Genomic DNA, 24,479 nt, shown 5'->3' on the forward strand with positions numbered 1-24,479 from the left:
ATATCCAGCCGGGGCTTTTTGGTGAGTGACGGGCCGCGCAAAGCGGGTTCGTTTAGTAGTCGTCGCTGTCGAAGCTGCTGCCGCGGCGGCTGCCGCGCCCGCTGCTGTAGCCCTCGTCGTCGTCATCGTCATCGTCGGCGAAGTCGTCATCGTCGTCGTCGTCGAGGCTGGTGAAGCCGCCGCGGTCCGAATTTTCGGCCCGTTCCGCCTCCACAAACTCTTCTTCGGTCATGTTGGCCAAGTCCAGGGCTTCATCGTGCGACGAGCCGGTGTCCGTCCACATCAGGTAGTCGGCGTATTTGGCCGAAAGGCGGTCTTCGGAACTGCCCAAGGCAGCGGCGCCGCCTTTTTTGGCGTAGGAGTCCAGGGAATCGTCGTCGTCGAGCAAGTCGTCGTCCAGGTCGTCGTCATCTATCATGGCCGGGGCGGTAAGTTGGTGAGGTGAAAAATTTGCCTGAGGTGGTCGCGAAGATACGGAGCAGGCCCATTTTCAGTTGGCCCCCGGCGCTACTTTATTGGGTAAAATAGTTGCCTTATAGCAGCCAGAGCCTGTTTTGCAACCACTTATTGTCTCACCCCGCTGGCCAGCAAAAGGCCGTAGCGGCTCAGGTGCCGCAGTTGAAATATTTGTCGTAGGCCGACTCCGGAATCAGGCTCAGCCGGCTCAGCACCTTGATGGGCAGGCGCAGCAGCTTCAGCAAGCTGTAGCTGTTGGGGTAGTCGTGAAAGGTTTTCGGGGGGGCGGCCACTATCTGCTCAAATTCGGCCCGCGTCAGGCCCAGGCGCTTGATGCAAAGCGCAATTACGTTTTCGTCCTCAATCGCATTCACGCGCGAAATGCGGTCCAGGGCCACCTCGCGGCTCATCTGGCCCGAGCGCACCAGGGCGGAATAGTTGAACAGGCGCCGGTCGATGTTGAACTTGACGCGGTTGAGGTAATAAATCAGGCTCTGGTACAGGTCGTCGGCGTAGTGCGCGCCGGGGCTTTTCCAGCCCAGCTCATTCGTGATGATGTCGTCCACTTCGGTGCGCACGTAGTCGAGGTGGTAGAGCAGGGTCACGGTTTTGATGCGCCGCACAAACGTGTAGTAAAACATCTCCTTCAGGCCCAGGTTGAAGCCCGGGTCGGCGGGGCGCCACGGGCGCAGCGGCACCGTGCCAAACTGCTTGTGCACCGCCCGCAGGTATTTGCCATCGAGGAAGTTCCAGCTCAGCGGGGCAATGCCTTCGGTGCGAAACGACTGCCCGATGACGAGGTGTTGCACGTTTTCCTTGGCCGCCACGCCGTAGAGGGCGGTGGCAATGCCCAGGTCGGTGCCCTCCTCCATGTCGGGCACAGAAGCCTTCAAAAACGCAATTTTGAGGTCCTTCGACTCGCGCCAGTCCGAGGTGATGGTGCGCAGCTCCACGCCCAGGCGCTGGCAGGCGCGCACCATGTTTTCGCCGGCCACGGGGTTGCCGAAGCCGTCGTTGAAATGCACCGCCAGGGGGCGCAGCTGGAGCTGCGTGACGCAATACCACAAAGTGTAGGTGCTGTCGCGGCCGCCGCTCACGCCCAGCACGCAGTCGTAGCGACGGCCGCGGCCGGCCCGGCGCATTTCGTCGGCCAGGCGGCGCACGGTGCGCAGGCCCGCTTCGCCATTTGGGAAGGCCTGCTCCATGCGGTCGTGCACGTCGCAAAAAGAGCAGGTGCCGGCCTCGTTAAAGGTAATGCCCGGCACGGTGGTGTCCATCAGGCACCGGGTGCAGCGTTGGTGGTCGTCGCTGGGAAGGGCCGAAACGTACTGTTCGGCGGGATGTACCTGGGTAAGCAAGGGGCGGAGAGTAAAAGTGGGGGCTGCGTAAAAAAACGGGTGGGTGGCAGCCTATATGACCGGAAGAGAGCGGATTAGCCAAGTAGAAATAGGATAAGAGCGGGGTATCGGAGCCTAGTACGCAGAACACTCACGGCAGTTCGTCGAAGCGGTAGCCTTTGCGCTGGAGCATCAGGCCGATGTCGGTGCCGCGTTCGGGGCGGTGGGGGCGGGCCAGGTCGGCCACGACCAGTTGGCCGGCAAACTCGTTGAACGCACCCTGTGCCCGCACGCCGTTGGCGTCGACGGCCAGGGAGCAGCCCACGCTTTTTTTGCCCTCGTAGGGCCCGCCCACGATGTAGCCCACCGAGGTGGTGCTCACCACCACCACGTTGTAGAGCTTGGCCAGGATGGAAAACGGCTTCACCCATTTTTCCTGATAGGGGTCGTGCTCTTCGGTGATGGAGTAGTCCACCGTCCACGACGCCGGGGCAATGATAAACTCGGCGCCCATGCGGGCCAGCGTGTGCCCGATGGGCAGGCCGTCGAGGTAGTTGTCGGCGCACACGTTCACGCCGATTTTACCCAGGGGCGTGTCCACCACGTTCAGCGTCTGGCCCACGGCGTAGAACGGCTGCTCCACGGCCAGTAGGTTGATTTTATGGTATTTGACGATGATTTCGCCCTGCGGGTTGATGAGAATGGCCGCGTTGTAGTTGCGGCCGTCGGGGGCACGCTCCGTGAGGCCGGCGCACACGTAGAGGCCGTGCTCGGCCGCAGCGCGGCACAGCACGTCGCTGAAGGGGCCCGGAATGGGCTGGGCTTCGTAGAGGGCGCTGGGGTGCGTCCAGGCAAAGTCGAGGGTTTCGGGCAGCAGCACCAGGTCGCACTGCTGGGCCGCGGCCTGGGCAATCTGCTCCACGGCGCGGGCCAGGTTGCGGGCCGGCTCGCCGCCTTCTACCAGCAACTGGCCCATGCCCACCCGCACCGTGCCCAGCGCGGGTGCCGACGGCTCGGGTGCCGGCGCAGCTACTGGTACCGATTTGCGAAAGGAGAAAAGCGCGGCCATAGGCGGAGCGAACACATCATTATTCGTGGAAACGTAAGTAAGGTACAAAGTCGGGATTAAACTTTGTCGCTCAATTTATGTCGCCAAGCAAAGATAGAAAAGCGCCAGAGGGCAGAAATTAAAGCTGGGTTAAAACTGAATATTCGATAGTCATCTGATGTTTAGGGCGCCTTATTCCTAACGGTCAGGGGCTACTGCAAAGAAATAGGCGTAGCCAACCACTGCCGGGATAGGCTACTAAGCGGGCGCCTTGGGCACCATTCCCCAGCGCCCGCCTGGCGCTTTGGTGGCCCGGGTGCGCGGTGCCCCCGGTTCCAATGCCTATTTTTGCCTTTCTGCTTACTGCTTAATTCTTATGTCCCTCGCCACCACCTACTCGCCCACCGACGTTGAAGCCAAATGGTACCAGCGCTGGCAGGAGCAAGGTTTCTTCAAGGCTTCGCCAAACCCCAAGAAGGTCCCCTATACCGTTGTGATTCCGCCGCCCAACGTGACGGGCGTGCTCCATATGGGGCACATGCTGAACAACACCATTCAGGACGTGCTGGTGCGTCGCGCCCGCATGCAGGGCAAAGAAGCCTGCTGGGTGCCCGGCACCGACCACGCCAGCATTGCCACCGAAGCCAAGGTGGTGGCCTTGCTGAAAGAGCAGGGCATCAGCAAAACCGACCTCACCCGTGAGCAATTCCTGGCCCACGCCTTTGAGTGGAAGGACAAGTACGGCGGCATCATCCTGGAGCAGCTCAAGCAGCTGGGCGCCTCCTGCGACTGGGACCGCACGCGCTTCACCATGGAGCCCGACCTGACCGAGGCTGTGCTCCGCGTGTTCGTCGACCTCTATAACAAAGGCCTGATTTACCGCGGCGTGCGCATGGTGAACTGGGACCCCGAGGGCCGCACGGCCATCTCCGACGAGGAAGTGATTGCCAAGGACGTGCAGGCCAAGATGTACTACCTCAATTATGCTGTGGTAGGGCAGGAGGGCCAGTTTCTGACCGTGGCTACGTCGCGGCCCGAAACCATCATGGCCGACGTGGCCGTGGCCGTGAACCCCAACGACCCGCGCTTTGCGCACCTGGCCGGCCAGAAAGTGCGCATCCCGCTGCTGGGCCGCGAAATCCCGGTAATTTTTGACGAGTACGTGTCGATGGATTTTGGCACGGGCGCGCTGAAAGTGACGCCGGCGCACGACCTGAACGACTACGAGCTGGGCGTGAAGCACAACCTGCCGGTTATCGACATCCTGGCCGACAACGGCACGCTGAACGAGAAGGCCGTGCTCTACGTGGGCCAGGACCGGTTTGCCGTGCGCAAGCAGATTGCCAAAGACTTGCAGGAAGCCGGCTTGCTCCAGAAAATTGAGGAATACGCCAGCATCGTGCAGACGTCGGAGCGCACCAAGGCCGTGATTGAGCCCAAGCTCAGCCTGCAGTGGTTCCTGAAAATGGAGCACCTGGCCAAGCCCGCGCTGGAAGTGGTGGAGAACGATACCATCAAGCTGCACCCGCCCAAGTTCAAGAACATGTACCGGGCCTGGATGGAGAACGTGCACGACTGGTGCATCTCGCGCCAGCTCTGGTGGGGCCAGCAGATTCCGGCGTACTACCTGCCCAACGGCACGTTCGTGGTGGCCCTCACCGCCGAGGACGCGTTGCAGCAAGCCATTGCCCAAACCGGCCAGGCCGACCTGCAGCTGAGCGACCTGCGCCAGGACGAGGACGTGCTCGATACCTGGTTTTCGTCGTGGCTGTGGCCCATTTCGGTGTTCGACGGCTTCAAAGACCCCGACAACGCCGACATCAACTATTTCTACCCCACCAACGACCTGGTGACGGGGCCGGACATCCTCTTCTTCTGGGTGGCCCGCATGATTATGGCCGGGCTGGAATACCGCCAGGAAGTGCCGTTTAAAAACGTGTACCTCACCGGCATTGTGCGCGACGCGCAGGGCCGCAAAATGAGCAAGCAGCTCGGCAACTCGCCCGACCCGCTCGACCTCATCGCCCAGTACGGCGCCGACGGCGTGCGCACCGGCATGCTGTTCTCGGCCCCGGCCGGCAACGACCTGCTGTTCGATACCAAGCTGGTGGAGCAAGGCCGCAACTTCTCTAATAAGCTCTGGAACGCCTTCCGACTCGTGAAAGGCTGGGAGGCCGACGCCACGCTGCCCTTCGTGAACGCCAAGCCGGTGGAGTGGTTCAATGCCAAGCTGCAGGCCGCCATCGTGGAGATGGACGACCATTTCGAGAAGTTCCGGATGTCGGACGCGCTGATGACCATCTACAAGCTGGTGTGGGATGATTTCTGCGCCCAGTACCTGGAGATGGTGAAGCCCGCCTACCAGCATCCCATCGACGCCGAAACCCTGCGCCACACCACGGCCTACCTCGAAACGCTGCTCAAGCTGCTGCACCCCTTCATGCCCTTCATCACCGAAGAGCTGTGGCACGAACTAGCCGAGCGCGGCACCCGCGACTACGTGACCGTGGCCCCCTGGCCCCGCGCCACCGCGCCCGCCCACAGCGCCGAAACCCTGGCCAACATGGACAAGGCCCTGGCCATCGTGGCCGGCATCCGCTCGGTTCGCAACCAGAAGAACCTCGGCCCCAACAAGCCCCTCGCGCTGGTGGCCAAAACCGACGACCCGCAACTGCTCACCGATTACGACGGCATCATCCGCAAGCTGGGCAGCATTTCGGACGTAAGCTTTGCCGACGCCGGCCCCGCCGCCTCGGTGAGCTTCGTGCTGGGCGGCAGCGAGTTCTTCATCCCGCTCGAAGGCCACATCGACCTGGCCGCCGAGCGCACCCGCCTCGAGAAAGAGCTGGAATACGCCCAGGGCTTCCGCGACTCGGTGCTGAAGAAACTCGGCAACGAGAAATTCGCCCAGAACGCCAAGCCCGAAGTTTTGGAAAAAGAGCGCCAGAAGCTGGCCGACGCCGAAGCCAAAATTGCCGCCTTGGAGCAAGCGCTGAAAGGGTTGTAAAAAAAGGATTGTCAGTAAAAAAGCCGCTTCCGACTCTCGGAAGCGGCTTTTTGCTTGTAGGAGATTAATTGCCGAAATCATTCTGACGACAACTGTCGTTATATTTACGACAAGTGTCGCAACGCGCGGTCCTAATCTGTTCCATTCTAGCTGCAATACCATGACCCCGTATGCTTTTGTTGATGTGTTGGGCGGCCCCTCGGTGGTGGGCGAGCCGATTGCCAGCGACTTGCAGCTGGTGGACGTGATTCAGCGGGGATTGCGGCGGCAGGCGCTCGACCACTTGGCGCGGCGCTCCCACTTGCCGCTGCCCGTGCTGGCGGCGGCCGTCGATTTATCGGTGCGCACGCTGCAGCGCTACACGCCGGCCCAGCGCCTCAAGGCCGATGCCACCGACCGGCTGGTGCAGCTGGCCACGCTCTACGCCGAGGGCTTCGACTTGTTTGGGGAAGACAAATTCCGCCACTGGATGGAGTCGTCGATTCCGGCCCTGGGCGGCCGCAAGCCCGTGGAGCTCATTAACACCACCGTGGGCATTCGGATGCTGCGCGACATCCTCGGGCGCATCGAGCACGGCGTTTTTGGGTAGGGCATGGAAGTTTTCCGCCTGGCCCGCTACGCCCGCCGCCACGACCTGAGCGGCTACGGCGCCTACCTCTATGGCGGCCGCTGGAACCTGCCCGGCCTGGCCCTGCTCTACACCGCCGAGCAGCGCGCCATGGCCCTGCTCGAAACGCTGGTGCACCTGCCCGTAGAAGACCTGCCCGACGACATGTACCTGCTGACGCTGGACGTGCCCGACGACGCCAGCCGCGAAGCCCTCACGCCCGCCGACCTGCCGCCCGACTGGCAGCGCCTGTCCATGCCGCAGCCCACGGCCACCATCGGGCACCAGTGGCTGCAGTCGGGCCGCAGCCTGGCGCTGCAGGTGCCTTCCGTGGTGGTGCCGCAGGAGCGCAACCTGCTGCTCAACCCCGCGCACCCCGAGTTCATCCGGGTGCGGCTGCTCGACGCCCAGCCGTTTCACTTCGACGAGCGGCTCCGGAAATAGCGGCTGGGTTGCTATTGCGGTATGCCGCCCGGCTGCTTCTTCTGCAGCGGGGCCAACTGATTCTGCAGCTGAAAGGTTACTTTCTGGCAATCAGCGAAGCGCTGCTCCGATGCCTGTAGGGCTTTTTGGGTAGCATCGAGCTGTTGGTAGAGGTAGCCAATGAGGCCCAGGGCTAGTACCAGGGCGCCGAGGTAAATGATGTTCTTCATGACTGAGTAAAAAACTGTCATCCTGAGCACAGCGAAGGACCTTATCGCGCTGGAACATCCTGGCGTGATAAGGTCCTTCGCTGTGCTCAGGATGACAAATTGGGTTGCTTAAATCGCCGTGTTCGGGTCGAACTGCTCCAGGTAGTCGGCCACCCGGCGCACGAACATGCCGCCGAGCGAACCGTCGACCACGCGGTGGTCGTAGCTGTGGCTCAGGAACATGAAGTGACGAATGCCGATGAGGTCGCCCTGCGGCGTCTCAATCACGGCCGGCTTCTTCTTGATGGCGCCCACGGCCATGATGGCCACCTGCGGCTGCATGATGATGGGCGTGCCCATCACGTTGCCGAACGAACCCACGTTGCTCAGCGTGTAGGTGCCGCCTTCGAGGTCGGCGGGCGTGAGCTTGTTGATGCGGGCGCGGTTGGCCAGGTCGTTCACCTTCTTGGTCAGGCCGTTGAGGTTGAGCTGGTCGGCGTTGTGGATGACGGGCACAATCAGGTTGCCCGAGGGCAGGGCCACGGCCACGCCAATGTTGATGTCGCGCTTCTTCACGATGTAGTCGCCGTCCACCGACACGTTGATGTTCGGGAAGTCCTGAATGGCGCGGGCCACGGCCTGAATGAAGATGGGCGTGAAGGTGAGGTTTTCGCCCTCGCGCTTCTTGTAGGCGTCCTTGTGCTTGTTGCGCCAGTTCACGATGTCCGTCACGTCGGCCTCCACGAAGCTGGTGACGTGCGGCGAAATGCGCTTCGAGTCCACCATGCGCTGCGCAATCATCTTGCGCATGCGGTCCATCTCAATCAGCTCCTGGCCGCCGCTCACGCTGGGCGCGGGTTTGGACGCTGCGGCGGGCGCCGCGGCCGCGGGCGCGGCCTGCGGCTGCGGCGCCGACACGGCGGCCGGCGCAGGAGCGGCGGGCGCCGCCGCAGCCGGTGCCGAAGCAGCCGCCGTAAACGACGGCTTGCCGGCGGCCACGTAGTCCAGAATGTCTTTCTTGGTCACGCGGCCTTCCTTGCCGGTGCCGGGCAGGTATTCGAGGTCGGTCATGCTCACGCCTTCTTCGCGGGCAATGCTCAGCACCAGGGGCGAGAGGAAGCGGCCGGGCTGGTGCTCGGCACCGGCGACGGACGCGGCCTGCTGGGCCGCCTGCGGGTCGTGGGGCTCGGGCAGGTACGGCACGGCAACTGCGGCGGCCTCGGCGTGCTGGCCGTTGCTGGAAGGAGCGGCGGCGGCAGGAGCGGCGGCCCCGGCGCTGGCGGCATCGGTTTCCACCACGGCAATGGGGGCGCCCACGGCCACTACCTGGCCTTCCTGCACCAGAATTTCCTGCAGCACCCCGGCGTGGATGGCCGGCACTTCGGTGTCCACTTTGTCGGTGGCCACTTCCAGCACCGATTCGTCCTGCTCAATCGTGTCGCCAACTTGTTTCAGCCATTTCAGGACGGTGCCTTCCATGATGGATTCGCCCATCTTGGGCATCGTCATTTCCACTCGTGCCATAGGTAAGGAGGAGTATTTTGGTAATAGGGTGGGGTGGGAGTTTAGAGCCGCAAAGGTAGCCAGAAAGCGCAACGCCTCCGGTGCGCACGGCACCGGAGGCGTTGGCGAACTTCAGCATCGCCCCACTGGCGGCGAAGCGCGAGCTAAGCGGCTGGCTGCCACTTCATCTCACGGTGATGGTGAACGTGTAGTAGCCAGTGGTCCGGCCCAGCGACGTCCCCGTTCGCTCGAAAGCTACCTTCAGCAACGCCTCCCGGCACAGCTCCTCTTGCCGTTTCGAGACGGAGCTGCTGACGGGCACCACGCTTTCAATGCGCCCGTTTTTATCCACCACAATCCGGAAGCGGACAGCCCCGGAAGCTTCATCGACGACTGCCGGCATTGGAGAACTGGCGAAACGCCAGCCCGACGCCCGGTTCGCACTGTCCAGCAGCAATGCGCTTGGCCTTCGGCCACTCGGGGCATTATCAAGCGGGCGCGGTGCTCCGGCCGGTGCCGCCGTTTGGGCCCGGGCCCCGTGCAAAGGAGCCGCTAACGTCACCACCAGAAGGATTAGAAACTTCATCGTAAAAAACAAAGATGTGGACCGAATAACCGCCGCTTACGCCACCGTAGGAACCCAAGTAGGCTGGCGGTTAGCAGGCAGAGACACTTGCGGGCTTACTGCTGCGGCGCAGAATGGTCTCGTGCCGTGTGGTGGAAATGCCGGCGCCGCAGTTTGCGGCGGATATCGCGCGGCAAACCCCAGCCTTCCGCGTAAAGCTTGAGCACTTCCGCTTCGCGGGCCGGGCTGTAGCGGCCCAACTGCAGCAAACCCACCGCCAGGGGCACCCCGCCCAGCACGGCGGCCGACGCCACGTCGCTGCCATTGGGCTGTGGCGCAGCGTAAAGCGGATTCCCTACTGCCGTGCCCGCGGTGGCAGTGAGGCCCGTGGCCGTCCATCCTTCGCCACTGCCGCGTTTCTCCCGAAACAGCTTGTGCACCGCAAAAACGGTGTCGCGGCCTTGGGCGAGACCGGGCATGGAAAAGCCCACCAACAGGAGCAGCAGAAGCAAGGGAGCTTTCATTGGGGAGGAGAAAAAGCGCAGTTAAAACTCTTTTCAAGAGCTTTGGCTACGCCCGGTAGTTGCAAGCGCGCCGGCCAAATCCCACCACAATTTATTCGCTGACCGAGATGTTGGGAATTCCCTGCTCGGCGAGGTCCCCGCCCGTTGCGGCCGGCGCCGTTTGATACTTCGAGAAGCAAATGCTGCGGTTCGAAGCGTAGCGGTTGGTGGGGTCGTTGATGATGACAACGTGCGCGAACGTACCAAACTCCTTGCCCTCGTACAGTAAGGTTTGCTTAATGCCCAGGTCGGGTTTGTTTACCACGTCCACGTAAATGCGCCGGCCTACGCCTTTCGGTCCGGGCTTCGCATACAGCACCGTGGTTTCGATGCTGCCGGTGCACGGCGCATCGCAGGCGGTAAGCATCAGCGCAACGCATGCCCACAGCGCGCTTGTGAAAAACGGATACCTGAATCGAGCCATAAAGTGACGGCGCAGAAGCAATGTCAAGACTGATAAAACGCGCATGCAAACAACCGCAAAAATAAAACGCCCGACCTCGAAAGGCCGGGCGTAGTTGTTAACAACCCGATTGGGTTAAACCACCGAAAAGTCAAACGTCTCCAGGAATTTCGTGGTGAAATTGCCCGCTTTAAAATCCTGGTCGTCCATCAGCGCCAGATGGAAGGGGATGGTCGTTTTCACGCCTTCCACCACGAACTCGCTCAGGGCGCGCTTCATTTTCACGATGCACTCTTCGCGGGTCTGGGCCACGGTGATGAGCTTGGCAATCATCGAGTCGTAGTTCGGCGGAATGGTGTAGCCGGCGTACACGTGCGTATCGACGCGCACGCCGTGGCCGCCGGGGATGTGCAGCGTGGTAATCTTGCCCGGGGTGGGGCGGAAGCCGTGGCGCGGGTCCTCGGCGTTGATGCGGCACTCCATAGCGTGCAGCTGCGGGAAGTAGTTTTTGCCCGAAATCGGAATGCCCGCGGCTACTTTAATCTGCTCCTTGATGAGGTCGTAGCTCACCACTTCTTCCGTCACGGGGTGCTCCACCTGGATGCGGGTGTTCATCTCCATGAAGTAGAAGTCGCGGTTTTTGTCCACCAGAAACTCGATGGTGCCCACGCCCTCGTAGCCGATGCTGCTGGCGCCCTTGATGGCGGCCGCGCCCATTTTTTCGCGCAGGGCGTCGGTCATAAAAGGCGACGGCGACTCTTCCACCAGCTTCTGGTGGCGGCGCTGGATGCTGCAGTCGCGCTCCGACAAGTGGCACACGTGGCCGAACTGGTCGCCTACAATCTGAATCTCGATGTGGCGGGGTTCCTCCACAAACTTCTCCAGGTACATGCCGTCGTTGCCGAAGGCCGCCTTCGACTCGGTGCGGGCGTCGTCCCAGGCCTTCTGGAATTCGTCTTCCGAATTGATGACGCGCATGCCGCGCCCGCCGCCGCCCGCCGTGGCCTTCAGCATCACGGGGTATTTGATTTTGGCGGCGATTTTCTTGCCTTGCTCGGCGCTTTCCAGCAGGCCATCGGAGCCGGGCACGCAGGGCACGCCGGCTTTTTTCATGGTGTCCTTGGCCGTGGCCTTGTCGCCCATCTGGTTAATCATCTCGGGCGAGGCCCCGATGAACTTGATGCCGTTTTCGGCGCAGATGCGCGAAAATTCTGCATTTTCCGACAAGAAGCCGTAGCCGGGGTGAATGGCGTCGGCGTTGGTGATTTCGCAGGCCGCAATCAGGTTGGGCATGCTCAGGTAGCTGTCTTTCGACGCGGGCGGGCCAATGCACACGGCCTCATCGGCAAACTTCACGTGCAGGCTTTCCTTGTCGGCAGTCGAGTACACGGCCACCGTTTTGATGCCCATTTCCTTGCAGGTGCGGATGATGCGCAGGGCAATTTCGCCCCGGTTGGCGATGAGTATTTTCTTGAACATGTGGGTGGGATGTCAGGTGTAAAAACTGTCATCCTGAGCGGAACGAAGGACCTTATCAAGTGAGAACGTTTTCCGCTCGTCGGTGATAAGGTCCTTCGCTCCGCTCAGGATGACAAATTGGGGCAACTATTCAATCAAAAACAGCGGCTGGTCGTACTCCACCGGCGAAGCGTTTTCCACCAAGGCCTTCACAATGCGGCCGCTTTCCTCGGCCTCAATCTCGTTGAACAGCTTCATGGCCTCGATGATGCAGATGACCTGGCCTTTCTCCACCATGTCGCCCACTTGCACAAACGCCGGCGCATCGGGGCCGCTGCTGCGGTAGAAGGTGCCAATCATGGGCGCCTTGAGGGGCTTGAAGTTGCCGCCGGCGGCTTCGGTGGGGGCGGCAGCGGCCGGTGCGGCGGCCGGGGCAGCGGCCGCCGGGGCCAGAGCTGCGGCCGGAGCCGGGGCGGGCGCGTGCACAGCGGCCGGAGCGGCGCTCATCACGTGCTTGGTATTGGGCTCCCGCTGCACCGAAATCTTGAATTCTTCGGTCTCAATGTTCACCTTGTTCAGGCCCGACTTGGCGATAAAATCAAGCAGCTCTTGCAGTTCTTTGGCTTTCATGGAGGCGTCCTTTTTGGGCGAGTTTGACATTTTTAGCTATTAGCTTATATGTTAGAGCGTCGGCCAATGGCCCGGGCCGCATGCAGGTCCTGGCCACTAGCCGACGGCTTAGAAAAAAGTCTACTTCACGCGCTCAACGTAGCTGTAGTCGCTGGTTTTGATGCGGATTTTGGTGTCCACGTCGATGAACAGCGGCACCTGAATGCGTGCGCCGGTTTCCACCGTGGCGGGCTTCAGGGTGTTGGTGGCGGTGTCGCCGCGCAGGCCGGGCTCGGTGTAGGTCACCACCAGGTCCACGGTGGTGGGCAGTTCGGCGGTGAGGGGCATTTCGGTTTCGGCGTGCATGAGGATGGTCACGTCCTGGCCTTCCTTCATCAGGTCGGCAAAGGGCACCATCTCCTCGGGCAGCACCACCTGCTCGAAGTCTTCCTTGTTCATGAAGGTGTAGCCGTAGTCGTCCTTGTAGAGGAACTGGTGCGGGCGCTGCTCCACGCGGGCCGTTTCCACCTTCACACCGGCGTTGAAGGTGTTGTCGATGGTGCGGCCGGTTTTGATGTTGCGCATTTTGGTGCGCACGAAGGCGGGACCTTTGCCGGGCTTCACGTGCTGAAACTCGGTGATGACGTGCAGCTCGTTGTTGTAGTTGAGAACGAGCCCGTTGCGGAAGTCGGCGGTTGATGCCATGGGGTTAAGCTTTTAAGCAAATGGCCGGAAGCCACTGGCTTGTTGGTGGGGAATTCTGTTTAGCCGAAGCCGGAGAAAGCCGTCAGCGTTCTGATTGCTGAAAAAAGGGAAAGCCGTCAGCAGCTACAAAGCTAACGGCTTTCAGTTACTTACCCGCGGCGACGTTGTCGCCGTCGTAAGCCCATTTGAGGTAGATGGAGCCCCAGGTGAAGCCGCCCCCGAAGGCCGCCAGCACCAGGTTGTCGCCGCGGCGCAGCTGGCTTTCGTAGTCGGCCAGGCACAGCGGGATGGTGCCGTTGGTGGTGTTGCCGTAGCGGTCAATGTTGAGCATCACCTTTTCCGGGCCCACGCCCATGCGGTTGGCGGTGGCGTCGATGATGCGCTTGTTGGCCTGGTGGGGCACCAGCCAGGCCACGTCGTGCTTGCTGAGGTGGTTGCGCTCCATCACCTGGGCGGCCACGTCGGCCATGCTCTTCACGGCAAACTTGAACACGGTGGCGCCTTCCTGGTAGATGTAGTGCTCCTTGGCGTCCACGGTTTCGTGGGAGGGCGGGCGGCGGCTGCCGCCGGCCTTCTGGTGCAGATAGGCCTCGCCGCTGCCGTCGGTGCGCAGCACCTGGTCGAGGATGCCGAAGCCGTCGGTGCTGGGTTCGAGCAGCACGGCGGCGGCGCCGTCGCCGAACAGGATGCAGTTGGCGCGGTCGGTGTAGTCCACGATGGACGACATCTTATCGGCCCCCACCACAATCACCTTCTTGTAGGTGCCGGCCTGAATGAACTGGGCGCCGGTGGCCAGCGCAAACAGGAACGTGGAGCAGGCCGCGTTCATGTCGTAGCTGAAGGCCTTGGTGATGCCCACCTTGTTGGAAATGATGTTTGCCGTGGCCGGAAACAGCATGTCAGGCGTGGTAGTGGCGCAAATCAGCAGCTCCACGTCGTCGGGGTGGGTGCCGGTTTTGTCGAGCAGGTTCTGCACGGCCTTGATGCCCATCACGGAAGTGCCTTGGTTGTCGCCCTTCAAAATCCGGCGCTCCCGGATGCCGGTGCGCGACATTATCCATTCGTCGTTGGTGTCCACCAGCTTCTCCAGCTCGGCATTCGTCAGCACATAATCGGGCACGTAGGCGCCCACGCCGGTGATGGCAGCAGTAATCTTCATACGGGCAAAAGTAGGCGGGGCAAGCGAGAGTTAGGTATTGGGGCCGAAAATGGCCCTGGCCTTCGCGGCAGGCGCGGACGCGGAGCCGGCCGGCAGGTAAAAAAAATCCGGCCGGAGCCGGAGGTTTTTTCACCACCGCGGGGCACGGGTCAGGTTTTAAAAGTAGCCTTTATTTGGTCAACAATGCCCGATTCGGCCATGTTGAAGCCCTGCACCAGCATGTTGCAGATGGCCAGCGGGGTGCTGCGGCCGTGCCCGATGATGGCGTTGTCGTTGATGCCCAGGATGGGCGAGCCGCCCACGGCCTCGTAGTTGAATTTGTCGAAAAACGGGTCGTGAATGTGCTTCTCCTCCATCATTTCGTAGATGGATTCGGCCATTTTCAGCAGGATGTTGCCCGTGAAGCCGTCGCACACAATCACGTCGGCGCGGTCGTTGAACATGTCGCGCCCTTCCAAATTGCCCACAAACTGCACGTGCGGGTTGGCTTTCAGCAACTGGTATGCGGCTTGGGTGAGGGGCGTGCCTTTGCCCTCTTCCTCGCCCAGGTTCACCAAGCCTACTTTGGGGTGGGCGATGCCCAGCACGTACTGCGCGTACAGCGAGCCAAGCTCGCCGAACTGCTCCAGCATTTCGGGCTTGCATTCGGCGTTGGCGCCCACGTCGAGCAGAATGCCGAAGCTGTCCTTGAGCTTGGGAACGAAGTTGGCAATGGCCGGGCGAATGACGCCGGGCACGGCTTTCACCGTGAGCATGGCGCCCACGAGCATGGCGCCCGTGTTGCCGGCCGAGCAAAACGCGTCGACCTCGCCGGCCAACAGCATTTTATAGCCCACGGCAATGCTGGAGTCCTGCTTTTGCTGGAAGGCCCGGGCGGGGTGTTCGCCCATGTCGATGATTTGCGATGCGGGCACAAACTCGAGGGCGGCACCGGCCGGGCCCGCGGCCTGCAGCAAGGGCCGCACGGCATCTTCCTGACCAATGAGGACGATGGTGGCCCGGCCGGCCAGCTGCTCGGCCGCCTGCAGGGCACCCGCCACGGCGGCTTGGGGGGCGAAGTCGCCGCCCATTGCGTCGAGGGCTATTTTCATGTACGAGGTGTTTGGATGGTCAGCGGAAAGAGTAGTTACCAAAAGTCCGGCCCCGCTGGCTTATAAAAAGAGCGAAGCCGGACCGTAGGGCCGCGAAGTAACAACCAAACGCGCTTATTCGTCGTCGCCGGTGGCGTCGGCAGCCGGGGCTGCGGTCGTTTTCGTGTAGTTTTTGATGGCCAGCTGGCCGTTGTGGTACAGGTCGCCGTCGACCACGTAGGCCTTGTGGCGCAGGTGCAGCTCGCCCGTGTTGGGGCACAACGTCACGGCCTTAGGGGTCAGCTTGTAGTGCGTGCGACGCTTGTCGCGAACGGCGGAAGAGGTGCGGCGCTTAGGATGAGCCATTGTAAGGGGAAATTTAGAGGATTAAGTTTTTGAGTGATGAGTTGGGGAGCGACTCGGGGCGCTGACGGATTCAGTTCAGGTTTTTGAGGGCGGCCCAGCGCGGGTCGGCCGGCTCGTCGTCGTCGGGGCCCTCGTTTTCGTCGCGGGTCGTGAATATGAGCTTGGTTTCGGCGTCGGGGTTATCGTCCTCCTCGTTTTGGAAGCGCGGGTGCAGCTTCTTCATGGGCAGGGCCAGGCCGATGTAGTCGTAGAGGTGCTGGGCCAGCGGCAGGGTCTGGGTGTCGGGCGTGATTTGCAGCACGTTGTCGTCCAGCTCCTTGTTCTCGTCGCCGAAGCGCACCAGCAGCTGCTCGTCAATGTCCAGCGGCTGGTCGAACTCGTCGAGGCTGCGGTCGCACACGAGGCGCACCGTGCCGGTGATGTGGAAGTTGAGCGTAATGAGGCGCTCGGTTTTGATAAGCTCCACGTCGGCGTGCAGGTGGCCTTGCTCTACCAGCGGCTCCTCAAACAGGGCGAAAAAGTCGGGACCCAGCTCGAACTCAAAGTGGTGCGTTTTCAGCGCCAGTTTGACGAGATTGATGTCGTATTTGCTTTCTTTTTTCACGGTCGGCTGGATAGCAGGGGGCAAAAGTAGTGAAAATCCGCCTTTTTGCCAAAAAACACGGCCAACTTTCTCTCCAACAACCCCTCCCTACGCTAGCGCGCGGAGCGGGGTTGGGCCGCCTCCCAGCGTTGTTTCCACACGTCGCAGGCCAGGTACACCGCCGCTCGGAACGAGGACTCATCGGCCTTGTACTGCCCGGCCAGGCCGTAGGCGGTGCCGTGGTCGGGGGAGGTGCGCACCACCGGCAGGCCGGCCGTGAAGTTGACGCCGCGCTCAAAGGCCATGAGCTTGAAGGGAATGAGGCCCTGGTCGTGGTAGAGCGCCAGCGTGGCGTCGAACTGCCGGAACTGCTGGGTGCCGAAGTAGCCATCGGCCGGAAAGGGGCCTACCACGAGGTGGCCCTCCTGCACAAACTGCTGAATGACGGGCACCACCAGGTCGCCTTCTTCGCTGCCCAGCAAGCCGTTTTCGCCGGCGTGGGGGTTGAGGCCGAGCACGGCGATGCGGGGTTTTAGAATGCCAAAATCCTGCTTCAAAGACTTCAGCAGCAGGGTGATTTTGGTGCGCAGCAGCTCGGCGGTGAGCTTGGCGGGCACGTCTTTGAGCGGCACGTGGCCGGTGACGGTGGCAATGCGCAGGCCCGCGTCCTCGTCCACCAAGAACATGAGGCTCTCGGGCGCGCCGAAGAAGCTGGTCAGAAACTCGGTGTGGCCGGGGTAGCGAAAGTTGTCGGCCTGGGTGTTGTCCTTGCTGATGGGCGCCGTGACGAGGGCGTCGAGCTTGCCGGCTTTCAGGTCGCGGCTGGCGGCCAGCAGGCTTTCGCGGGCGGCAGCGCCGGTAGCGGCCGAGGGCTGACCGGGGGCCAGCACGAAATCCTCTTCCCAGCAGGTCACGGCGTTGAGGCGGCCGGGGGCAATGTCGGCCGCGTCGCGCAGCTGGCGCATGGTGAGGTGTTCCGCGTCGGCCGGAGTGGGGAAATCATCAAACAGCGCCGTGGCCGTGCCGTAAATGACGGGCGTGCAGATTTTCAGCAGGCGCTCGTCGAGCAATGTTTTGTAGATGACTTCGGGGCCGATTCCGGCAAGGTCGCCCACGGAAAAGCCGAGGCGGGGGAGTTGGTGGGGCATTGCGTTAGTAGGGGAAGAACGTCATGCAAAGCATGGCCGCTCTATTGTTAATCAGCCAATTGATTGGTCAGAAACTCGTACAGCAGGCGCACGCCCACGCCGGTGCCGCCCTTGCCGCGGTAGCTTTCGGCGGCCGTGAGGTAGGCGGGGCCGGCAATGTCGAGGTGAATCCAGGGGTAGCCTTCGATGAAGCGCTCCAGAAACTTGGCGGCCGAAATGTGGCCGGCTTCGCCTTTGCCCAGGTTGCTGAGGTCGGCGATGTCGGACTTGATGTGGTCGGCGTACTCGTCCCAGAGCGGAAACTCCACCAGGCGCTCGTGCACGGCGTAGCCGGCGTCGCTGAGCTGTTGCATGGTAGCAGGTGCGGCGGTGCCCATGGAGGCGGAGGCTTCGGTGGCCAGGGCGCGCACGGCGGCGCCGGTGAGGGTGGCCAGGTCGATAACCAGTGCGGGGTCGTATTTCTTGGCGAAACTCAGAGCGTCGGCCAGGAGCAAGCGGCCTTCGGCGTCGGTGTTTTTCACTTCCACCGTGAGGCCGCTGTGCATGGTGAGGACGTCGCCGGGGGCGTAGGCCAGGCCGCCGGGGCGGTTGTCGGTGGCGGGCACCAGGCCGATGACGTGCAGCGGGGCGTTGTTTTTGGCCAGGGCGAAGAGGGTGCCGGCCACGGCCGCGCCGCCGGCCATGTCGCACTTCATCATGTCCATGCTGTTGGGCGTGGGCTTGAGGCTGAGGCCGCCGGTGTCGAACACCACGCCTTTGCCCACCAGCACGTAGGGCTTTTCGTTTTTGGCACCTTCGGGCTTCCATTCGAGGATGCTGAAGGTGGGCGGCTCGGGCGAGCCCAGGTTGACGGCGAGCAGGCCGCCCATGCGCAGGGCTTCGATTTTGGGCAGGTCGAGGATGTCGGTGGTATAGCCGGCCTGGTCGCCCGCTTCGGCAATGCGCTCGGCCAGCTGCACGGCGTTCAGCTTGTTGAGCGGGGCGTTGACGAGGTCGCGGGCCAGCATCACGCCCTGCAGCAGGCCGTCGAGCTCGGCGATTTGGGCGGCGGTGGCGGCTTCGCCTACCAGCGTGACCTTGGTCAAGGCCGGGGCCTGGCGCGACTTGTCATCGGTTTTGTAGCCGTCGAAGCGGTAGGCTGTCAGGGCCAGGCCCTCGGCCAGGAGCAGGCCGGCGTTGGGAACGTCGCTGAGGTTGTGAATGAACACCTCAGCTACTTTTTCGGCCTTGAGCTGGGTGTGCAGGGCGTGGCCGCTGCGGCGCAGGGCTTCGGCCACCTGGGCGGGCGTGGGCTTATCGGCCAGCACCACGAAATAGTGGTGGTGGCTGAAGTGGTTGAGGTGAACGAGCTTCTGGTCGTCGGCCAGGGCGGCGGCCACGTACTGCCGGGCTTCGGCCGAGAGGTCGCCGGCCGCGTCGGCGGGCAGGGCGGAGGTGCCGGCGGGCAGAAGAAATACCTGGGTGGCACGCTCCGGAGCGGATGTGGCGTGAGTGAGAACGAGGGACATGAACGTGCGAAGCTGAAGTAATGCGGCTGCTAAGGTAGCCGCAGACATCGCAACCGCGTTAGTGGAAGGCCAGGCGGCCGGACTTGTAGGCTCGGCGTGCGGGCGAGAGGCTGTAAGCCGATGCGCCCGTGCGTTACACGTTGCCTCCCGAATGCTCCCTCAAAGGAACACCTTGCGCAAAGCCCACAGGCTCCACACAATGACCATCAGGCCCACGCCTATAAACATCCAGCGGGTGGGCATGCGGCCCGCCAGCCGGGCCGCCAGCGGCGCCGCCGCCACGCCGCCCACGATGAGCCCGGCCACAATTTGCCAGTGCGACAGGCCGCGCATGGCGAAAAACGTGAACGCGCTGGCAAACGTGACAAAAAACTCGGTGATGCTCACCGTGCCGATGACGTAGCGCGGCGTGCGCCCGTTGGTGATGAGCGTGCTGGTGACCAGCGGCCCCCAGCCGCCCCCGCCAAATGAGTCGAGGAAGCCCCCGGCGCCGGCCAGCCAGCCCGCGTGCCTCACCTTGCGCCGCCGGTCGGCGCGGCCGAAGGCGCGGGTGAGGATGCGCACGCCCAGCACCAGCAAGTACAAGGCCAGCAGCGGCTTCACCCAAGCGGCGTATTCTTCGCCGAAGCGCGAGAGCAGATAAGCCCCGCTGATGGAGCCGGCAATGCCGGGCAGCAGCAGCACCCGGAAAAGCTTTTTGTTGACGTTGCCGAAGCGGTAGTGGTGGTAGCCTGAGGCCCCGCTGGCAAACATCTCGGCGGTGTGAATGCTGGCGCTGACCGCCGCCGGATTCAGCCCCAACGACATCAGGCTGATGGCCGACACCACGCCGTAGCCCATGCCCAGCACGCCGTCGATGAGCTGCGCGACGAACCCCACCGCGACAAACGCATAGAACGTGCCCGACGACGTGAGCCACTGCACCGCCTGCGGCCAGGTGACGTAGTACGACAGAATGTTGAGCAGAATGAACCCCGCAAACGCTACCAGCGAGCCCGTGGCCATGCGCCGCCAGTAGGCCGTGGCCGGGGCCTCGTAGGCCGGGCCGAGGGCCCGTTGCGGCGCTGCGCGCTGGGCGCGGGAGGGGGCGGCTGCGAGCGTGGTTTGTCCTTCACCTGCTTGGGATGAAGTGGGCAAGTAAATGCTGCTCTCGGCAGGGGCACCGGCCACGTGGGCGAGCATGCCCCGCCCGGTGGCGGCGGCGCTGATGCGGCGGTTGAGGGTGGGGTCGTCGGTGGCCGCGAAAACGAGGGCGTGGCCTGCCAAGTCCGTTTCCTGGAACGGGCGCTCCAGCAGCCGCACTCCGCCGTGGCGGCTGGCCAGCTCGCGCAGCGTGGGCAGCAGGGGCGCGGCCACCACCGTGACCATCGCGGCCGAGGCGTTGTGCAGGAGGGCGGTAAGCAGTTCAAGCGCGGCCGGGCCGCCGCCGGCCAGCAACACCCGAACGTGGGCCATTTGCAGCAAAACCGGTAGCGGGGGCTGCGGCGGCGCCCCGGAGCCAGCGGCCCCGGCGGCCTGCGGCGCCGGAAGAGGATGGTCCATAAGGAAGCTGTGCAGCACAATATCGAGTGTAAATATCAACTGGAAAAGTTGCGGTGGCGGTTTGGGATTGCTCGCAGGGCGGGAGGTGGGGCCCCAAGGCCGGCTGGCGCCGGGCACCGGCCGGCGCGGCTGCTACCTTTGCGCCGCTGCCGCGCCCCAAGCCGCGGGGCTTTTCTTCGTGGTAAGACCCAAAAAACACCTTGGCCAGCACTTTCTGGCCGACCCCAATATTGCCCGCAACATCGTGGCCGCGCTGCAGCTGCCCGACGGCGTGCGCGAGGTGCTGGAAATCGGCCCGGGCATGGGCGTACTCACCCAATACCTGCTCCAAAACCCGGCCTACCAGACCAGCGTGGTCGAAATCGATACCGAGTCGGTGGCCTACCTGCAGCAGCACTACCCGGCGCTGGACAACCGCATTTTTGCCACCGATTTTCTGAAGCAGAACCTGAGCGAGCTGTTTCCCGGCCAGCCGCTGGCCATCATCGGCAACTTTCCCTACAACATCAGCAGCCAGATTTTCTTTGCCGTGCTCAACAACCGCCAGCAGGTGCGCGAGGTGGTGGGCATGATTCAGAAGGAAGTGGCCGAGCGCCTGGCCGAGCCGCCCGGCTCCAAAACCTACGGCATCCTGAGCGTGCTGCTGCAGGCCTACTACCAGATTGATTACCTGTTCACGGTGCCGCCGCACGTCTTCAACCCGCCGCCCAAGGTGGAATCGGCCGTGGTGCGCCTCACCCGCAACGCCACCGAGCAGCTGGACTGCGACGAGAAGCTTTTTTTTCGGGTGGTGAAGCAGGCGTTTCAGACGCGCCGCAAAACCCTGCGCAACGCCCTGAAACCCTTCGGCCTGCCGCCGGAGGCCACCACCGACGCCATCTTTGAGCGCCGCGCCGAAACGCTGAGCGTGGCCGACTTTGTGGGACTGACGCAGCGCATCGGCCAGCACAATGCGGGCCTGAGCGCGGCGCTGCCAGACCTCAGCCTGAACGACCTTTCGGAATAATTCCACTTTTCACCTTCCCCCTCACTCTCCTCGAATGAATAAGCTGCTACTCGGCTGCGGTCTTCTGCTCTGCTCCTTCACCGTGGCTCCGGACGGGCCGTGGTTCAGCGGCAAAATCGTGTACAAAAACTCTTTTGCAACGCTCACCGGCCAGGACATTACCGATAAAATTGCGCCCGTGATGGGCAGCCAAAACCTGTATTACATCAACGGCGAGAACTATAAGTCCTACACCGAGAAGAAGCAGCTGTTGGAGCTTTACACGGCAAAAACCAACGAGATGCAGTACTTCATCAACGGGCAGAAAAGCGTCATTGATGCGGCGGCCAACGCCCCGGCGGCCGTGGTGAAGCCCCTGACCGAAAAAGCCACCATTGCCGGCTATGCCTGCCAAAGCCTGCAGATTGACGCCGACGGCAACACCACGGTCTACTATTACTCGCCGAAGCTGCGGGTCAATCCGGAGTTGTACAGCAAGCACCTGGCCGGCAACTGGTATGCGTTTTTGAAAGCCAGCAAGGGCGCCCTGCCGCTGAAATTTACGATGACCGACCGGAAGCAGGGCTTTGTGATGAACTGCGAAGCCACTTCGATCGAAGCCATGGCGCTTCCGCTGAGTGAGTTTACGCCCGAGGCGCCGGCTCGCTAATTCACCCCTCCATGAGCACCTGCCTCGTCGTCGACGAAATGCATCCCTCGCTGCTGCCGCTGCTGGCCGAAATCGGCGTCGAGGGCGACTACCAGCCCCACCTCACCGCCGCCGAAATTCCGGCGGCGCTGGCCGCCCGGCCCTATGAGGGCCTGATGGTGCGCAGCAAGCTGCGCGTGACGGCCGCCCTGCTGGCCCACGGCCCGCACCTGCGCTACGTGGCCCGCGCCGGGGCCGGCGTCGACAACATCGACGAGGCGGCCATGGCCGCCGCGGGCGTTACGCTGCTGAATGCGCCCGAGGGCAACCGCGACGCCGTGGGCGAGTACGCCGTGGGCCTGCTGCTGGCCCTGCTGCGCAACATTGCCCGCGCCGACCACGAAGTGCGCCAGGGCCAGTGGCGCCGCGAAGCCAACCGCGGCGAAGAAATGGGCGGCAAAACCATCGGGCTGTTGGGCTACGGGCACATGGGCCGGGCATTCGCGCGCCGCCTCGGCGCGTTTGGCTGCACGGTGCTGGCCCACGACCACGACCCCGCCGTGCCCGCCGATGCCCACGCCACGCTGGTGAGCCTGCGCGAACTGCAGGCCCGCGCCGACGTGCTGAGCCTGCACATTCCGTACTCGGCAGCCAACCACCATTTCGTGGACGAAGCGCTGCTGAAAGGTTTTGCCAAGCCCGTGTGGGTGATGAACACGGCCCGGGGCGAAGTGCTGGACCACGCCGCCCTGGTGGCCGCGCTGCAAGCCGGCGCCGTGCGCGGCGCCGCCCTCGACGTGCTCGACAACGAGAAGCTCAACACGCTCACGGCGGCCCAGCAGGCCACCTTCGATTATCTAAAAACGGCCCCCAACGTGGTGCTTTCGCCGCACGTGGGCGGCTGGACTTTTGAGAGTTACGCCCGCATCAATGAGGTGTTGGCAGAGAAAATTCGGGCATTCCGGGCCCAGGCCGACGGGCCGACGGTGGGGAGCTAATTGGTTTTGCGTATCTTTGCTGTGAACCTAAGAAGGGAGAACGGTTGGCAGTGCCAGCCGTTCTCCTTGCTTTTTAGCCAAACCGTCAAGCATCTACTCCTATGGCCAGCACCATCAATTATTACACCCCGGAAGGCCTGCAAAAACTGAAGGACGAGCTCCAGGACCTCAAAATCCGGGGCCGGGCCAAAGCTGCCGAAGACCTGCGCGAAGCCCGCGACAAAGGCGACCTGAGCGAAAACGCCGAGTACGACGCCGCCAAGGACGCCCAGGGCTTGCTTGAACTCAAAATCGCCAAGCTCGAAGAGGTGGTGGGCAACGCCCGCCTCATCGACGAAACCAACATGGATTTCAGCAAGGTGCTTATCATGAGCAAGGTGAAGCTGAAGAATCTCAAGAATAACATGGTGCTGAATTACACCCTGGTGGCCGAGGAAGAAGCCAATCTGGCGGCCGGCAAAATCTCGGTGAAGTCGCCCATCGGCAAGGGCCTGCTGGGCAAATCGGCCGGCGACATGGCCGAAATTGTGGTGCCGGCCGGCAAGCTGCAGTTTCAGATTCTGGAGATTTCGCGCTAGGCGGTAGCCGGCGGTTGCTCGTGGTCAGTGGTTAGGGCAGTGCCGGTGGGCGCTGCCCTACTTCTTTTTAGGCACCTGCCGGCGCGGGCCTGGATGTTCTCGTTTATTTGCATCAGCGACCTGACAACTCACCACAATCCTGCCCATGCCTTCTATTTTCTCCCGCATCGTTTCCGGCGAATTGCCGGCGTATAAAGTGGCCGAAGACGGCCGCCACCTGGCGTTTCTCGACATCACGCCGCTGGTGGAGGGCCACGTGCTGGTCATTCCCAAGAAGGAAATCGACTACATCTTCGACCTGACCGCCGACGAGCTAGCCGCCCTGCACGTGTTTGCGCAGCGCGTGGCCAAAGGGCTGGGCGCCGCCGTGCCCTGCAAGCGCGTGGGCGTGGCCGTGATTGGGCTGGAAGTGCCGCACGCGCACATCCACCTGGTGCCGCTCAACAAGGTGGGCGACATCAATTTCACCAGCCCCAAAATCAAGGTGCCCGAGGCGCGCATGCAGGAGCTGGCGGCCGCCATTGCCGCCAAGGTAGATGGCGGCAGCGGCCTGAGCGAGGAAAAAGCCGGTGCCGCTCCCGCCTCGGCCGCCGCTGTGCCGCCGGAGCTGCAACGGCAAGTGGCCGGCCTGCATTTCATGAGCGAGTCGGAGGCCCCGCTGGAGGCGGTGGCCTACGCCGCGCCCGGGGGCGAGCTGAGCAACGCCGCGCTGCTCAAGCTGCTGGGCGAGCCCGCCGATGCCAACGTAGAAACCGTGGAGCTCACCCACTTCCTGCGCAACCACACCGCCGACGATGGCGTGCTGGGCGATGTGGCGCTGGCCAACCGCTACAAAGCCCTGCAAATGTTCCTGAAGCAGGAGCTGGACGGCACGCAGGTGTACCGCGTGGGCACGGGCCCGCAAATCCACGCCTACGCCCTGGGCCGGACGATGGACGGCACCCTGGCCGGCTTCAAAACCGTGCTGACGGAAACCTGAGCGCAGTTGCCTGAAAAACTG

At 62.9% G+C, this 24,479-nt stretch carries 26 protein-coding genes; 8 read left to right on the forward strand and 18 right to left on the reverse strand.

The window, feature by feature from the left end; all coding sequences use genetic code 11:
• Positions 1 to 52 precede the first annotated feature (52 nt).
• From IC234_RS02535 to IC234_RS02545, 3 genes are all read right to left on the reverse strand, one after another.
• A complete protein-coding gene (locus tag IC234_RS02535) occupies positions 53 to 418 on the reverse strand; it encodes a hypothetical protein (protein WP_190922249.1) in 366 nt (121 codons plus the stop codon).
• Positions 419 to 605: 187 nt separating this feature from the next.
• Positions 606 to 1,814 (reverse strand): N-acetyl sugar amidotransferase, encoded by a 1,209-nt coding sequence (locus IC234_RS02540; protein WP_190922250.1) that lies wholly within the window; start codon positions 1,812 to 1,814, stop codon positions 606 to 608.
• 130 nt (positions 1,815 to 1,944) lie between these two features.
• Positions 1,945 to 2,862: a carbon-nitrogen hydrolase family protein gene (locus IC234_RS02545; RefSeq protein WP_190922251.1), complete on the reverse strand. Its 918-nt coding sequence runs from the start codon at positions 2,860 to 2,862 to the stop codon at positions 1,945 to 1,947.
• A 355-nt stretch (positions 2,863 to 3,217) separates the two neighbouring features.
• Here IC234_RS02545 and IC234_RS02550 point away from each other — a divergent pair, with 355 nt between their 5' ends.
• From IC234_RS02550 to IC234_RS02560, 3 genes are all read left to right on the forward strand, one after another.
• Complete coding sequence (locus tag IC234_RS02550; RefSeq protein WP_190922252.1) at positions 3,218 to 5,848, forward strand: valine--tRNA ligase; 2,631 nt, start codon at positions 3,218 to 3,220, stop codon at positions 5,846 to 5,848.
• Positions 5,849 to 6,008: 160 nt separating this feature from the next.
• Positions 6,009 to 6,437, forward strand: a complete 429-nt coding sequence (gene parS, locus IC234_RS02555) for a type II RES/Xre toxin-antitoxin system antitoxin (protein WP_190922253.1) — start codon at positions 6,009 to 6,011, stop codon at positions 6,435 to 6,437.
• Positions 6,438 to 6,440: 3 nt separating this feature from the next.
• Complete coding sequence (locus IC234_RS02560) at positions 6,441 to 6,899, forward strand: RES family NAD+ phosphorylase (protein ID WP_190922254.1); 459 nt, start codon at positions 6,441 to 6,443, stop codon at positions 6,897 to 6,899.
• 11 nt (positions 6,900 to 6,910) lie between these two features.
• Here IC234_RS02560 and IC234_RS02565 read toward each other — a convergent pair whose 3' ends face one another.
• From IC234_RS02565 to IC234_RS02635, 15 genes are all read right to left on the reverse strand, one after another.
• On the reverse strand, positions 6,911 to 7,108 hold the full coding sequence (locus IC234_RS02565; protein ID WP_190922255.1) for a hypothetical protein: 198 nt from the start codon (positions 7,106 to 7,108) through the stop codon (positions 6,911 to 6,913).
• A 108-nt stretch (positions 7,109 to 7,216) separates the two neighbouring features.
• Positions 7,217 to 8,611 (reverse strand): dihydrolipoamide acetyltransferase family protein, encoded by a 1,395-nt coding sequence (locus IC234_RS02570; protein WP_190922256.1) that lies wholly within the window; start codon positions 8,609 to 8,611, stop codon positions 7,217 to 7,219.
• 163 nt (positions 8,612 to 8,774) lie between these two features.
• Positions 8,775 to 9,176: a hypothetical protein gene (locus tag IC234_RS02575; RefSeq protein WP_190922257.1), complete on the reverse strand. Its 402-nt coding sequence runs from the start codon at positions 9,174 to 9,176 to the stop codon at positions 8,775 to 8,777.
• Between the two features lie 95 nt (positions 9,177 to 9,271).
• Entirely contained in the window at positions 9,272 to 9,679 is a 408-nt protein-coding gene (locus tag IC234_RS02580; RefSeq protein WP_190922258.1) for a hypothetical protein, read from the reverse strand.
• 91 nt (positions 9,680 to 9,770) lie between these two features.
• Positions 9,771 to 10,085 (reverse strand): hypothetical protein, encoded by a 315-nt coding sequence (locus IC234_RS02585; RefSeq protein WP_190922259.1) that lies wholly within the window; start codon positions 10,083 to 10,085, stop codon positions 9,771 to 9,773.
• 171 nt (positions 10,086 to 10,256) lie between these two features.
• Positions 10,257 to 11,600 carry an acetyl-CoA carboxylase biotin carboxylase subunit gene (accC, locus tag IC234_RS02590; RefSeq protein ID WP_190922260.1) on the reverse strand — a complete coding sequence of 448 codons (1,344 nt, stop codon included), beginning with the start codon at positions 11,598 to 11,600 and terminating at the stop codon, positions 10,257 to 10,259.
• 126 nt (positions 11,601 to 11,726) lie between these two features.
• Positions 11,727 to 12,209, reverse strand: a complete 483-nt coding sequence (accB, locus tag IC234_RS02595; RefSeq protein ID WP_190922261.1) for an acetyl-CoA carboxylase biotin carboxyl carrier protein — start codon at positions 12,207 to 12,209, stop codon at positions 11,727 to 11,729.
• 120 nt (positions 12,210 to 12,329) lie between these two features.
• Positions 12,330 to 12,893, reverse strand: a complete 564-nt coding sequence (gene efp, locus IC234_RS02600; protein WP_190922262.1) for an elongation factor P — start codon at positions 12,891 to 12,893, stop codon at positions 12,330 to 12,332.
• 145 nt (positions 12,894 to 13,038) lie between these two features.
• A complete protein-coding gene (locus IC234_RS02605) occupies positions 13,039 to 14,052 on the reverse strand; it encodes a beta-ketoacyl-ACP synthase III (RefSeq protein ID WP_190922263.1) in 1,014 nt (337 codons plus the stop codon).
• A gap of 149 nt (positions 14,053 to 14,201) precedes the next feature.
• Positions 14,202 to 15,143 (reverse strand): phosphate acyltransferase PlsX, encoded by a 942-nt coding sequence (plsX, locus tag IC234_RS02610; RefSeq protein ID WP_190922264.1) that lies wholly within the window; start codon positions 15,141 to 15,143, stop codon positions 14,202 to 14,204.
• 114 nt (positions 15,144 to 15,257) lie between these two features.
• Positions 15,258 to 15,488, reverse strand: a complete 231-nt coding sequence (gene rpmF, locus IC234_RS02615) for a 50S ribosomal protein L32 (RefSeq protein ID WP_190922265.1) — start codon at positions 15,486 to 15,488, stop codon at positions 15,258 to 15,260.
• A gap of 70 nt (positions 15,489 to 15,558) precedes the next feature.
• Positions 15,559 to 16,092, reverse strand: a complete 534-nt coding sequence (locus tag IC234_RS02620) for a YceD family protein (RefSeq protein ID WP_190922266.1) — start codon at positions 16,090 to 16,092, stop codon at positions 15,559 to 15,561.
• Positions 16,093 to 16,184: 92 nt separating this feature from the next.
• Positions 16,185 to 17,219 carry a 4-hydroxythreonine-4-phosphate dehydrogenase PdxA gene (gene pdxA / locus IC234_RS02625; protein ID WP_190922267.1) on the reverse strand — a complete coding sequence of 345 codons (1,035 nt, stop codon included), beginning with the start codon at positions 17,217 to 17,219 and terminating at the stop codon, positions 16,185 to 16,187.
• Between the two features lie 47 nt (positions 17,220 to 17,266).
• Entirely contained in the window at positions 17,267 to 18,727 is a 1,461-nt protein-coding gene (locus IC234_RS02630) for a leucyl aminopeptidase family protein (RefSeq protein WP_190922268.1), read from the reverse strand.
• Positions 18,728 to 18,886: 159 nt separating this feature from the next.
• The gene (locus tag IC234_RS02635; RefSeq protein WP_190922269.1) at positions 18,887 to 20,269 is read right to left on the reverse strand and encodes a TSUP family transporter; all 1,383 of its coding nucleotides are present in this window, start codon (positions 20,267 to 20,269) and stop codon (positions 18,887 to 18,889) included.
• Positions 20,270 to 20,447: 178 nt separating this feature from the next.
• Here IC234_RS02635 and rsmA point away from each other — a divergent pair, with 178 nt between their 5' ends.
• The 5 genes from rsmA to IC234_RS22110 all read left to right on the forward strand — a co-directional run bounded on the left by rsmA (position 20,448) and on the right by IC234_RS22110 (position 24,458).
• Complete coding sequence (gene rsmA / locus IC234_RS02640) at positions 20,448 to 21,275, forward strand: 16S rRNA (adenine(1518)-N(6)/adenine(1519)-N(6))-dimethyltransferase RsmA (protein WP_190922270.1); 828 nt, start codon at positions 20,448 to 20,450, stop codon at positions 21,273 to 21,275.
• A gap of 34 nt (positions 21,276 to 21,309) precedes the next feature.
• Positions 21,310 to 21,924, forward strand: coding sequence for a hypothetical protein (locus IC234_RS02645; protein WP_190922271.1), 615 nt, complete (start codon positions 21,310 to 21,312; stop codon positions 21,922 to 21,924).
• Between the two features lie 11 nt (positions 21,925 to 21,935).
• A complete protein-coding gene (locus IC234_RS02650) occupies positions 21,936 to 22,901 on the forward strand; it encodes an NAD(P)-dependent oxidoreductase (RefSeq protein WP_190922272.1) in 966 nt (321 codons plus the stop codon).
• Between the two features lie 101 nt (positions 22,902 to 23,002).
• Positions 23,003 to 23,479, forward strand: a complete 477-nt coding sequence (greA, locus tag IC234_RS02655) for a transcription elongation factor GreA (RefSeq protein WP_190922273.1) — start codon at positions 23,003 to 23,005, stop codon at positions 23,477 to 23,479.
• A 145-nt stretch (positions 23,480 to 23,624) separates the two neighbouring features.
• Complete coding sequence (locus IC234_RS22110) at positions 23,625 to 24,458, forward strand: nuclease A inhibitor family protein (protein ID WP_190922274.1); 834 nt, start codon at positions 23,625 to 23,627, stop codon at positions 24,456 to 24,458.
• The last annotated feature ends 21 nt before the right edge of the window (positions 24,459 to 24,479 follow it).

This window comes from Hymenobacter armeniacus (genome assembly GCF_014699055.1).
Lineage (GTDB): Bacteria > Bacteroidota > Bacteroidia > Cytophagales > Hymenobacteraceae > Hymenobacter > Hymenobacter armeniacus.

Excerpts from the sequence above, each read along its gene's own strand:
- accB (WP_190922261.1), bottom strand. The coding sequence starts at position 12,209 with ATGAAAGCCAAAGAACTGCAAGAGCTGCTTGATTTTATCGCCAAGTCG.
- IC234_RS02550 (WP_190922252.1), top strand. The coding sequence starts at position 3,218 with ATGTCCCTCGCCACCACCTACTCGCCCACCGACGTTGAAGCCAAATGG.
- IC234_RS02565 (WP_190922255.1), bottom strand. The coding sequence starts at position 7,108 with ATGAAGAACATCATTTACCTCGGCGCCCTGGTACTAGCCCTGGGCCTC.
- IC234_RS02645 (WP_190922271.1), top strand. The coding sequence starts at position 21,310 with ATGAATAAGCTGCTACTCGGCTGCGGTCTTCTGCTCTGCTCCTTCACC.
- IC234_RS22110 (WP_190922274.1), top strand. The coding sequence starts at position 23,625 with ATGCCTTCTATTTTCTCCCGCATCGTTTCCGGCGAATTGCCGGCGTAT.
- IC234_RS02650 (WP_190922272.1), top strand. The coding sequence starts at position 21,936 with ATGAGCACCTGCCTCGTCGTCGACGAAATGCATCCCTCGCTGCTGCCG.
- accC (WP_190922260.1), bottom strand. The coding sequence starts at position 11,600 with ATGTTCAAGAAAATACTCATCGCCAACCGGGGCGAAATTGCCCTGCGC.
- parS (WP_190922253.1), top strand. The coding sequence starts at position 6,009 with ATGACCCCGTATGCTTTTGTTGATGTGTTGGGCGGCCCCTCGGTGGTG.
- IC234_RS02545 (WP_190922251.1), bottom strand. The coding sequence starts at position 2,862 with ATGGCCGCGCTTTTCTCCTTTCGCAAATCGGTACCAGTAGCTGCGCCG.
- plsX (WP_190922264.1), bottom strand. The coding sequence starts at position 15,143 with ATGAAAATAGCCCTCGACGCAATGGGCGGCGACTTCGCCCCCCAAGCC.
- IC234_RS02560 (WP_190922254.1), top strand. The coding sequence starts at position 6,441 with ATGGAAGTTTTCCGCCTGGCCCGCTACGCCCGCCGCCACGACCTGAGC.
- IC234_RS02585 (WP_190922259.1), bottom strand. The coding sequence starts at position 10,085 with ATGCTTACCGCCTGCGATGCGCCGTGCACCGGCAGCATCGAAACCACG.
- IC234_RS02605 (WP_190922263.1), bottom strand. The coding sequence starts at position 14,052 with ATGAAGATTACTGCTGCCATCACCGGCGTGGGCGCCTACGTGCCCGAT.
- IC234_RS02575 (WP_190922257.1), bottom strand. The coding sequence starts at position 9,176 with ATGAAGTTTCTAATCCTTCTGGTGGTGACGTTAGCGGCTCCTTTGCAC.
- efp (WP_190922262.1), bottom strand. The coding sequence starts at position 12,893 with ATGGCATCAACCGCCGACTTCCGCAACGGGCTCGTTCTCAACTACAAC.
- IC234_RS02535 (WP_190922249.1), bottom strand. The coding sequence starts at position 418 with ATGATAGATGACGACGACCTGGACGACGACTTGCTCGACGACGACGAT.
- IC234_RS02570 (WP_190922256.1), bottom strand. The coding sequence starts at position 8,611 with ATGGCACGAGTGGAAATGACGATGCCCAAGATGGGCGAATCCATCATG.
- IC234_RS02630 (WP_190922268.1), bottom strand. The coding sequence starts at position 18,727 with ATGTCCCTCGTTCTCACTCACGCCACATCCGCTCCGGAGCGTGCCACC.
- IC234_RS02635 (WP_190922269.1), bottom strand. The coding sequence starts at position 20,269 with ATGGACCATCCTCTTCCGGCGCCGCAGGCCGCCGGGGCCGCTGGCTCC.
- rpmF (WP_190922265.1), bottom strand. The coding sequence starts at position 15,488 with ATGGCTCATCCTAAGCGCCGCACCTCTTCCGCCGTTCGCGACAAGCGT.
- IC234_RS02580 (WP_190922258.1), bottom strand. The coding sequence starts at position 9,679 with ATGAAAGCTCCCTTGCTTCTGCTGCTCCTGTTGGTGGGCTTTTCCATG.
- pdxA (WP_190922267.1), bottom strand. The coding sequence starts at position 17,219 with ATGCCCCACCAACTCCCCCGCCTCGGCTTTTCCGTGGGCGACCTTGCC.
- greA (WP_190922273.1), top strand. The coding sequence starts at position 23,003 with ATGGCCAGCACCATCAATTATTACACCCCGGAAGGCCTGCAAAAACTG.